General features: G+C 41.9%; 5 protein-coding genes and 1 pseudogene. 3 read left to right on the top strand and 3 right to left on the bottom strand.

The window, feature by feature from the left end; all coding sequences use genetic code 11:
* The first annotated feature begins 185 nt into the window (after positions 1–185).
* Positions 186–1,667, top strand: a complete 1,482-nt coding sequence (locus WBA23_RS10540; protein WP_424582239.1) for a polysaccharide biosynthesis C-terminal domain-containing protein — start codon at positions 186–188, stop codon at positions 1,665–1,667.
* On the opposite strand, the gene WBA23_RS10535 is transcribed toward WBA23_RS10540, so the two are convergent.
* Positions 1,618–2,739: a DegT/DnrJ/EryC1/StrS family aminotransferase gene (locus WBA23_RS10535; protein ID WP_424582238.1), complete on the bottom strand. Its 1,122-nt coding sequence runs from the start codon at positions 2,737–2,739 to the stop codon at positions 1,618–1,620. The genes WBA23_RS10540 and WBA23_RS10535 overlap by 50 nt on opposite strands.
* A gap of 217 nt (positions 2,740–2,956) precedes the next feature.
* Between WBA23_RS10535 and pfkA the strand changes: the two genes are divergently transcribed.
* Both pfkA and WBA23_RS10525 read left to right on the top strand, forming a co-directional pair.
* Entirely contained in the window at positions 2,957–3,928 is a 972-nt protein-coding gene (gene pfkA, locus WBA23_RS10530) for a 6-phosphofructokinase (protein ID WP_424582237.1), read from the top strand.
* Between the two features lie 168 nt (positions 3,929–4,096).
* Entirely contained in the window at positions 4,097–4,615 is a 519-nt protein-coding gene (locus WBA23_RS10525) for a hypothetical protein (RefSeq protein WP_424582236.1), read from the top strand.
* Here the strand turns inward: WBA23_RS10525 and WBA23_RS10520 are convergent.
* Both WBA23_RS10520 and WBA23_RS10515 read right to left on the bottom strand, forming a co-directional pair.
* Positions 4,582–5,685 (bottom strand): AI-2E family transporter, encoded by a 1,104-nt coding sequence (locus WBA23_RS10520; RefSeq protein WP_424582235.1) that lies wholly within the window; start codon positions 5,683–5,685, stop codon positions 4,582–4,584. The genes WBA23_RS10525 and WBA23_RS10520 overlap by 34 nt on opposite strands.
* Before the next feature lie 152 nt (positions 5,686–5,837).
* Positions 5,838–6,593 (bottom strand): annotated as a pseudogene (locus tag WBA23_RS10515) (glycosyl hydrolase); the annotation flags it as partial.

Genomic DNA, 6,593 nt, shown 5'->3' with positions numbered 1-6,593 from the left:
TTCGGCTGTGAACGTGCCAACGATTTTATTATCTGTATGAATGAGAACGTTCTAAAAGCATACCGTGAGCAGTCGGGAGTACAACAAGTTGCATTAAAAGCACTCACCTCAGAACATACAGCTAAATTATCTCGCTCCGAGTTAGCTGAACTTATCACTAAGCTGCGTTAGCTTAAACAATTACTGTGGGAATTATTAAGCGTCAAACAATAAAATCTACGGTATACATCTACGCTGGTGTGCTAGTTGGTTTTGTCACTACTGCTCTAATTTTTCCCCGAATACTCACTACTTCCCAGATTGGAGTTCTAACGCTCTTAGGATCGTGGTCATCGCTATTTGCTCAATTTGCTACTTTAGGGTTTGGGGGAGCTACAGTAAAGTTCTTCCCATTGTTCCGAAATAAAGCGAAGAACCACCACGGTTTTCTATTTATACTTTTGGCACTGAGTGCCGTAGGCTTCACCCTCTTTATTGGTCTGTACTATCTACTAAAATCTTGGCTGATAGCCACTCACGACGATTCTCCGCTATTTCAGGATAAGATTTATCTACTTATTCCTTACACACTATTTCAGTTGCTGTTTATCTCGCTAGATGTTTACAATCGGGTACTTTATAATGCTACCACAGGAACATTACTTAGGGAATTGGGACTTCGTTTAGTTATCTTGGTAGGTATAACGTTGGTTTTTCTCGAGCTTTTTGCTTTCGATTTTTTTGTAGACTGGTACATTGGGGCTCAGGGCGTAATTACGCTGGCTCTGGCTGCTTTTTTGGTCTGGCGCAAGGAGTTTGATCTTAAACCTAACTTCAGTCTGATAAATCGTTCACTGCTAAAGGGTATGGCTAGCTTGAGCTTTTTTAGTTTTTTAACCGGATTCAGCTCTCTAGCAATTATTCGGATTGATAGTATTATGATTGGCAGCTATCTCACCGAAGCCGAAGTAGGCATCTATGCCATGAACATCAACTTTGCTACCTTGGTGATGCTTCCGTCCCGTGCTTTGAGGAACATCGCCCCCACTATGATTGCCGATGCATTCAGTAATCGAGCCTTTGGTACCATTAGCGCGATCTACGAGAAAAGTACGATCACCCAACTAGCGATCGGACTCTTTTTACTGCTGGGCTTATGGGTTAATACCGAAACTATTTACACAATTCTTCCCCCAGAATACCAAGCGGGTGTCTACGTCATTCTGTTCATTGGCTTAGCCAATGTAGTACGCATGGCCGGAGGCATGAGTGATGCTATTGTGGGCTATTCGGAGTACTATAAAATGAACACCATTTTTAATGCCGGGTGGCTTCTGCTTATTATTTTGACCAATGTAATGTTGATACCAAAATTGGGAATTTCGGGGGCGGCCTTAGCCTCACTTATTTCGGTAGCAACCGTTACGATTACCCGATTTTGGTTTGTCTACCAAAAATTTGGTATGCAGCCCTATCGAAAAAAGCACCTGCTAGTGATACTTATAGCGTTGGGCACTTACTTCATTATCAGCCTTTTACCTACCTACTCTCCCTTTTGGCTTGACTTACTGTTTCGTAGCGGATTGGTAATGCTGCTGTTCGGAGTATCAATTTATTTTTTTCGGATTTCTCCTGAAATTAACGACTTGGTTGATGCTGCCTGGCAACGCGCTCGATCACTTTTCTAAATGTTTTGGCTATGTACTCCACTTCCAAATCAGTCAGTTCCGGGTACAGCGGAATAGATAACAAGCGAGGTGCTTGCTGCTCGGCATTCGGGTAGCCCTCAAAATCACGAAACTCCTGAAATAATGGTTGCTGACACACCGGAATTGGGTAATGAATTTCAGTTTGAATACCGCATTTAGCTAGTTCCTCTCGCACAATATCACGGTGATTGGTCTGAATCACAAACAAGTGCCAGACTGCTTCATCATTATTAATTGGGAGCTGAAGGGGCAAATCTTGCCAAGCTTCAGAATAATAGCGAGCAATCTGCTGCCTACGTTGGTTCCACCGGTCGAGGTGAGGCAACTTCGCTGAGAGTATTCTCGCTTGCAAAGCATCCATTCGGCTGTTTCTTCCTAATATGCGATGAGTATGTTTCTCAAATTGCCCGTGACTAGCAATTGCTCGGCAGTGTTTAGCCAGTATAGAATCGTTAGTTACAATAGCACCACCGTCTCCCATCGCACCCAAGTTTTTAGTAGGATAAAAACTGTATACTCCCGCATCGCCCCAACTTCCCACTTTTCTAGCATTAACACTAGCACCCTGCGCTTGAGCGCAATCCTCTAGAGTTTTCACACCTTGTAAAGTAGCTACTTTGGATAGTAGCGTCATATCTACCGGATTTCCGTATAGATGAATTGGTACAATAGCTTTGGTTCTTAAGCTAATTTTCTCACGAAGTGCCGATAGATTAATATTGTAATTATCCGAATGATTGTCAACCATGATTGGGGTGGCTCCTAATATCCGGACAGCCTCGGTAGCAGACATCCAGCCATTAGCCGGAACAATCACTTCATCACCAGGCTTTATGTTCCAAGCGCGTAATACTATTTCTAGAGCGTCAGTAGCATTAGCACAGCTAACTACATATTCTACGCCTAAATATTGGGCAAAATCACGCTCAAAATCGCGAATTATTTCTCCCCCCCTAAACTGGTTAGAAGCGATTAAATCCTTCATTGCTGCTTGAACTTCCTCCAGTAGGATTTCGTGCTGCCGCCGAAGATTAACAAATGGAATTTGCATAGGAAAATGATGGTAAGCCTTTTACTTTGCCAAAAAAACTAACAAATTTACGCGAACAATATACAAACTTGTTTAAACCCTTTTGATTAGCCTGCCACTTAGCATAACTTAGATCAAGTTTTGATAAAAGTAGTTAACCACAAAATTTTCTATTAGTATTATTTTCTTTCTCGGGCATCTATTCGCTTATTTTGCAAATTAATTTCTAATCGTTTTTATGAAGAAGATCGCAGTACTAAGTTCAGGAGGCGACTCTCCCGGCATGAACGCCTGCATCCGAGCTGTGATTCGGGGAGCTATCTATCATGGAGTAGAAGCCTACGGCATTAAATATGGCTACAATGGACTAATTGAAGGCGACATCTACAAAATGAAGTCTTACTCCGTTAGTAATATCATTCAGCGAGGTGGTACTATCCTGAAGTCTGCGCGTAGTGCCGAATTTCGTACTCCCGAAGGTCGAAAGAAAGCTTTTTACCAATTACAACGACGAGGTATTGAGGGCTTGGTAGTAATTGGAGGCGACGGCACCTTCACGGGAGCTAATATCTTTTGCCAAGAATACGGAGTGCCGGTGGTTGGCGCACCCGGTACTATTGATAATGATCTGTACGGAACCGATCTTACGATTGGATTTGATACGGCGGTAAACACTGCCTTGAATGCTATTGATAATATCCGGGATACGGCTAATTCGCACGACCGAATTTTCTTCATTGAGGTGATGGGACGCGACTCGGGCTATATTGCTATTCAGTCGGGTATTGGAGGCGGCGCCGAATTAATTATGGTACCCGAAACCAGTACCTCTATTGAAGATGTAATCCATACCCTGGGCCAGGGGCGTAATCATGAAAAGACCTCCTCTATTGTTGTAGTGGCCGAAGGTGATGAAGAGGGCGGGGCTATTGAAGTTGCTGCTAAAGTGAAAGCACGCTTAGAAGGAAAAGATTTTAAAGTCTCTATTTTGGGTCACATTCAACGCGGAGGGGCTCCTACCGCTATGGATCGTATTCTGGCCAGTCGCTTAGGTTTAGCCGCCGTAGAGGGGCTACTGAATGGGAAGCGCAGTATGATGGCAGGGGTAATCAATAATAGAATTGTTTACACTGATTTTAAAGAATGTATCAATACTTCTAAGCCACTAGAACAGGATATGCTACGCATGGTGAAAATTTTAAGTATTTGACTAGTGTTAGTGTGCTTTGGTGTTATAGTTTGAAAGTTTAGGTTTCTGAGTTTAGTGTGGTTAATACCTAGCGGCAAAACTTTGAACTTTAAATTTAGAACTAAAACTTACTAACACGTAAACACTATAACACCTATGTATAGTCAGCATTAACCAAAATATTTTCCTATGGGATTTTTACCCCTCATCGTAGCAGTAGCCGGATTCATTTTTCTGTGGGGAATAGTCAATTATCATTCACTCAAAACCCGAAAAAAGGAAGTAGAGGAAGCGGCTGAACTAGTTTATCGCTATGCTGCCCTTCGGCAGAATATTATTATTCAGTTATCAAATATTGAGGGAAATGATACTTCCTTGAGCACACTGCTACAGCGAATAGTACAGTCCTTTCAGTCGGTAGATAAAAACACTACTACCGCCAGTGAGCTTGTATCTTCGGGTCAGCAGTTATCCCAACAAATAGATAATCTTCCTGATCAATTAGGAAAGCATAAAATTTATCAGAGCAGCATCGAACAGCTACAAAAAGCTGATTTTGCCTACCGTATAGCAGCTAATCGCTACTCATTGAAATTGCAACAGTACTTGGATTTGGTAACTAAGTCCCCTTCTAAGCTGGTAGCCAGCCTATTTGGTTTTTCTGGAAAAGATATTCAACTACCGGAAGAAGAAGTAGTTGCCTCCTGAGTTTCTTTAGCCAACTTTTCTCCGTCTAACTCACCCAGTAGCGAGGCATAAGGACGCAAACCCGATACTTCGTCAAAGACTTGCTTTAGTACGGCGGTGAATGGAATAAATAATATCATGCCGGGCACTCCCCAAATTAAGTTTCCTACGAAGATAGCTAAGAGTGTGAACATGGGATTGATTCGTACTTTGTTACCTACAATGCCCGGAGTAATCAAATAGCTTTCTAGCGTTTGAATAATAGTAAAGTACAGTATAACCCACACGGCAGATAGTGCTGAGTTATGAATAACCATAGCAAACATAGCCGGTATTAATGAACCTACTAACGGCCCAATAAATGGCACAACATTGAGCAAAGCCGAAAATATACCGAAAAACAACGCATTGGGAACACCCAGTAGCCACAACGCTATACAGTTGCAAACGGCCAAAATAAGTATCACTTGAAAAATACCGATTAAGTAATTTCTTATAACTTGCTCAATTTTGAGTAGCAAGTGGCGCATACTAGTACTATTATCTCGGAACAAGTGTATTCCAAACTTTCGAATATCTGTTCGGTAAATTAGAAACAGCACCACAAACACAAAAAGGAAAAGAATAACTATGAGACTAGCAGCCATCATAGCTAGCATCGTTCCAATAACAGTGTGGGCATCTTCCATTAAAAAAGTGAAAAGCTCACTAAACGACGATAACTCGCTTATTTCTGTCTCGCCCAAATACTCTCCTAAATAGGTTGTTGTATTAACAATTAGCTCGTTCATGTTTTCTCTAAAAGTATCTACATTGTCTGCTAAGCTAGAAATTTGAAAAGTGAAGAAGGCTAGGATTCCGGCTACGAAGGCTCCGGCTAATATGGTACTTAAGAAAGCAGCAATATTTCTATGTATTCCGCGCTTCTCAAGATATTTACATAATGGAGCTAAAATAACTGCAATAAAAGCCGCGAAGGCCAATGGAATAAAAATAGACTTACCTAAAATCAGGAGGAGAATAACAAGCCCAGTCGACAGCAGAAATGCTGTCGTTCTGTATAAAGCCGAGGAAGATAGTTCGGAAAACATAAAAAAACTTCTAAAGCCTTAACCTGAAAGGTAATAGCTCAGAAATAAGCTAAGTTAAAAAAAATAGGTTTGTTGCTTCCAATTACAACCCGCATAAGCCAAAAAAGGTTAGATGATGTTAAAACATCTAACCTTTCTCGTTCATTAGCAATTTAGTGAGTTCCTTCCAGTTCGCTTATTTCAGGATCTATCTGTACTGCATTTACACTTTTATCTCGTACCAATTGATTAAATGCTGGTAGATCCTGATCGACTACTTCCTGAAATTGATCCAACTGCTCATCAATGCGTTGGGTAATTTCCTCTTTATAGGCTACGGCCTGAGCAGTTGGTTTAAAGTTACCCGCACTCATCTGAGAAGCCACATTGGCTAATTTATTATTCAATTTAATAGGGTAGTTCAAGGGATCTTGTCGGCTACGGTTTTTGGTTTGATACAGTTCCTTCTCAATAACTGTAATCCGTTCATCAATCGCTTTAGCCATATCTACCACATCGCTCATACTTTCTTCATCCTTTACTCGCTCCACTACCTGATTCATTTGCTCCCGCACCTCCTGAATATCTTCAATTGTTTGATGCGTTTCGGTGAGTTTGTTCCGAGCAGATATCAAAAAGTCAAATTGCTCCTGAATATCCTGCGGACTCGATTCCCAGCGAGGATCGGCCAGAACAGAAAACGGTTGGGTCATCTGCTCATTGCCTACTTTTAGCGTAACCTGGTATTCGCCCGGCACTGCCTTTGGCCCCTGGGTACCGCCTCCCCATAGAATCATACCTTCAAAAGTTTTTGCGCCGGGGTAATGCATATCCCACACAAACCGGTTGAAGCCTTTCTCCACTTCCAATTTCCCCTTCAGCGGATCTTTGCTTTCCGCCTCTTCAGTAGTGCTAAACTCCCGAATCAG

Origin of the sequence: Tunicatimonas sp. (assembly GCF_049647865.1) — a bacterium.
GTDB lineage: Bacteria > Bacteroidota > Bacteroidia > Cytophagales > Cyclobacteriaceae > Tunicatimonas.
The sequence above is the reverse complement of the archived record's forward strand: the minus strand, read 5'-3'. Positions and strand labels throughout refer to the sequence as shown.

Bases quoted from the DNA above. Each gene is read 5' to 3' on its own strand.
- WBA23_RS10525 (WP_424582236.1), top strand. From the start codon at position 4,097: ATGGGATTTTTACCCCTCATCGTAGCAGTAGCCGGATTCATTTTTCTG.
- WBA23_RS10520 (WP_424582235.1), bottom strand. From the start codon at position 5,685: ATGTTTTCCGAACTATCTTCCTCGGCTTTATACAGAACGACAGCATTT.
- WBA23_RS10535 (WP_424582238.1), bottom strand. From the start codon at position 2,739: ATGCAAATTCCATTTGTTAATCTTCGGCGGCAGCACGAAATCCTACTG.
- pfkA (WP_424582237.1), top strand. From the start codon at position 2,957: ATGAAGAAGATCGCAGTACTAAGTTCAGGAGGCGACTCTCCCGGCATG.